The 3,889-nt window shown below is 63.3% G+C and carries 2 protein-coding genes; one reads left to right on the top strand and one right to left on the bottom strand.

Annotated features, from left to right (window positions below):
- Positions 1–499: 499 nt before the first annotated feature.
- Positions 500–1,102, top strand: a complete 603-nt coding sequence (locus tag WAW17_RS22545; protein ID WP_422335135.1) for a C40 family peptidase — start codon at positions 500–502, stop codon at positions 1,100–1,102.
- Between the two features lie 455 nt (positions 1,103–1,557).
- Here WAW17_RS22545 and WAW17_RS22540 read toward each other — a convergent pair.
- Positions 1,558–3,889: ATP-binding protein (locus WAW17_RS22540; protein WP_422335134.1), on the bottom strand; the 2,332-nt coding region annotated here is incomplete at its 5' end.

The raw sequence follows: 3,889 nt of genomic DNA, 5'->3' as shown, positions 1-3,889 counted from the left end.
CTTCTCGGCCTCCTCGCTCGCATTGCCACACCACGTGTGCGACCAGGATGCGAGGTCACCGGAGTCCGGGATATGTGCCGTGGGTCGTCAGTCCACGGGAATGGCCAGCGACCACAACCAGCCGGCCAGTACGAAGCCGGTCCAACCGGCGTGCAGGCGCCGGTGAACCACCCAGGATCGAGTGGAGACTTCGCTCAGTGCGGTTTACCCACCGACCGATCCTGGCTTGATGAGTTCTGGGTCAGTGACACACAAGCAGCATGGGCACACACGCCCGGGTGGTAACGGCAGAGCTGTTGGGGCACCCCCGTTTCCGGCCTTCGGTGACGGATCGGGACAGTACGAGTCCGAGTTCGTGACCACTTGAACCACGAAAACAGGTAGGCGAATGGGCCATTCGGCCGTTGTCCGGCTGGTTCGTGACCGGGATGTTATGGAGTGTCTCGTCCGAGCGGCACGTCTGTCATCGGACACCGTATAAATCGAAGGACTCAGCTCAATGGCCAAGCATAGATTGCGTCGGGGCAATCGCCTGCAGTTTTCGACCGGTGGTCTTCTGACCGCCATCGGAGTGGGAGTGGGAGCATTCATGCTTCCAGTGACTCCTGCTGCAGCGGAGCCGATCACGATCCCAGGGATCGGTACGTTCGACATACCACGTGTACCGGCGCTACCTCCGGTTCCGAACCCTGCGCCCCTCCCGGTTCCCAATCCTCCGTCCCTCCCCGGAACGCCGCCCTCCCTGCCGGCGTTGCCATCGACCCACGGTGCGCAGGCTCTCGCGTCTGCCGAGTCGAAGATCGGATCGCCGTATGTCTGGGGTGCTACGGGACCGAATGCGTTCGATTGCTCGGGTCTTGTGCAGTGGGCCTACAGGCAGGTAGGTGTCTCCGTACCTCGCACCACCTACGACCAGGTGAACGGTGGAATGCCCGTGGACAAGGGAAGCCTGCAGCCGGGTGATCTCGTCCTGTTCTACGGGGCGCAACATGTCGGGCTCTACGCCGGGAACGGCACGGTCGTCCACGCGCCCACCACCGGGCAGTCGGTGAAGGAGGCGCCACTCGACTCGATGCCGTTCTACGCGGCACGCCGGTACTAGGCTTCTCCGCCCGGTGTGCCTGTCGAGAAGCAGCTGGCACGAAGCATGCATGGGGGCGGAGCCCTACGAGTTGCGGATCGAGTCGGAGGCCCGTGATCAGAGGTGAGCGACGAACCGCAGCAGACCTCGAGCGCGAACTTGCCATGCTCGCCTACGTACGCGACCGCCTCCGGGCTTTTGAGGGCAGATACTTCCGTAGCCCGACCACCGGCGTCGACCAGGTTCTCGATGAGCTCGACAAGACTCGAACGATCGCGTTGGGATTCAACATGATTCCGCACGTGCAGTGCATGAGTGCACCGCGGTATTCGATCCGACTTCGATATGTTTCGCTACGTGCCGTGTTCATACTGTCGTGCAGATCGAGCCTCGATCGCCATCAGCCAGCCCTATGAGGCTGGTAGCCAGGGAAGTTGGCGGAGCAGGAATCGAAAGTCCGGACCTCGGTCAGTGTCTCAGGAACCCTCATGCTGTGATTCGACGACCCACGCCGCAATCTGTGCGCGTGAGGCGAATCCTAGCTTGGACAGTAGGTGCTCGACGTGCCCCTGCGCGGTTCGGGGGGAGATCACCAGGCGAGCGGCGATCTCCTTATTGGTCAGCCCGTCGGCGATCAGTTTGGCGACCTCGCGCTCACGTTTGGTCGGTGTGGACGACGGACTGGCAACGGATGCCGGTGTAGGCGTGTTCTGTTCACCCAGAGCGTAGGCTACGGCGGCGTGAAAACCGAGTGCAGCGCCCTCCCTGCGGGCCGCCGCGAATGCCTGCTCACTCATCGTACGTCGAGTTTCACGTTCGCATTCATCCTGGTGCACGAGCAGATCGGGCAAAAACACCGTCGGCATCCCCACCGACCGGCTCAGTTCCTCCGCCGCTGCCGTCAACACGACCGCGCGCCGGGCGTCGTGCTCCTCGGCAGCGATCCAAGCCAGTGCTTGCAGGCCCATGCTGGTGCTCAATCGGTCATTGATATTTCGACCGACCCGCAGTGCTTGCCCGAGCAGACGCGCAGCTCGCGCTCGATCACCCTGCCTCCACACCGCAACAGCCAGAGCCCACAGCGAGTACGCCCGATACACCGATTCGCCTCGCGCCTCGGTTATCGCGAGTAAGCGCTCATAGCATTCGATGGCCCGGTTCGTGTCGCCCAGCAGTTCGCGCGTCACTCCGAGGGTCACGAGAGCGACGACCTCGAAGAGTATGTCGCCCCGCCCGGCGTACTCCTGGAGGGCAGTCTCGAGGTGCAGGCGTGCATCTGGAAGATGACCGTCGAACAGTGCCAGATATCCGTCGGCGAGGTCGATGTGTGCGCGCAGCGTCGGGTCGGTCGTCTGGTCCGCGAGCGCGCGACCCTCCTCCACGAGAGCGGTCGCCACGCGAACCTCACCCTGCAACCCGGCCAGGACACTGTCTGCGAAAAGGGCCTTGGCCCGGTCGACGGTCGGTAGACCCGTCTGGCGGGCCAGGAGGCGGTCCAGCCAACGACGCCCCTCGCTGAACAAACCCCGGGAAACCCAGAACTGGTAGAGAGCAGCGGCGATCCGAATCCCCGCGTCGGGATTGTCGGATACACAGAACTCCAGTGCTTCACGCAGATTCGGCTGCTCGAGTCCAAGTCTGGTGATCCACGCGAGCTGGCGGGAACTGATCCAGTCGGCTTCCGCCTCGACCACCAACCGCTCACACCAATCACGGTGCCGGCGGCGAAGATCGGCATATTCTCCGGAGTCCTCGGCCTTCTCACGGCCGTAGTCGCGTAAGGTCTCGAGCATTCGGAATCGCACCGCAGCACCGGAGTCTTCACGAGTCAGGATCGACTTGTCGATGAGGAAGGAGACAGTATCGAGGAGATCCGGTGCTGTGAGGTTGCCGCCGCAGACCTGTTCTGCAGCATCGAGTTCGAAGCTGCCAGCGAACACCGACAATTGAGCCCACACCCGTTGTTCCAGTGGCGTGCACAGGTCATGGCTCCAGTCGATACACATCCGCAGGGTCTGCTGCCGCGACGGGGCGTCCCGGCTGCCGCGGGTCAGCAGTGCGAAGCGGTCGGTCAGCCGTTGCAGGATCTGCTCGGGCGACATCGCCCGCAGTCTGGCCGCCGCCAACTCGATCGGCAGTGGCAATCCGTCCAGTCGCTGGCAGATTCGGGCAATGGTGGCCTTGTTGTCCTCGGTGAGCTCGAACCCGGGGACAGCTGCGGCGCCGCGTTGAGCGAATAACGTCATCGCGTCGTTTCGCGGTAGTCCCTTCGCCAGGTGATCGGGATCGGGGACTGCGAGCGGCGGAATCAGCAGCACAGCTTCTCCGCTGATACCGACCGGTTCACGACTGGTTGCCAGAATCCGCAGCCGAGGGCAGACACGGAGTAGAGATTCGGAGAGCTTCGCTACCGCATCCACCACCTGCTCACAATTATCGAGCACAAGTAGAAGGTCTCGAGGGGCGAGGAACTCGACGAGTACCTCGTGTGGGGGTCGCCCCGATCCGTCTCGTAACCCAAGCGCACCAGCCACGACACCCAGCAGCAGCGACTGATCACGCACTTCGCCCAGCTCTGCCAAGATCACGCCGTCGGGAAAGTCCCGTTGCGCCGTGGTGGCGATCCGTAGCGCCAGACGAGTCTTCCCCACTCCGCCGATCCCGGTCAACGTCACCAACCGTGAGGTCGCTAACAAGTTCTTGGCCTCGACCAGTTCCGCGCGACGGTCGACGAAGCTGGTCAGCTCCAGCGGAAGGCCACCGGTACGGCCAGAATCCAGAGTGGACGGTGAAGGCAACGACCCACCC

This window comes from Rhodococcus sp. (in: high G+C Gram-positive bacteria), assembly GCF_049286785.1.
Lineage (GTDB): Bacteria > Actinomycetota > Actinomycetes > Mycobacteriales > Mycobacteriaceae > Rhodococcus_F.
This window is presented reverse-complemented; position numbering and strand designations above follow the sequence as displayed.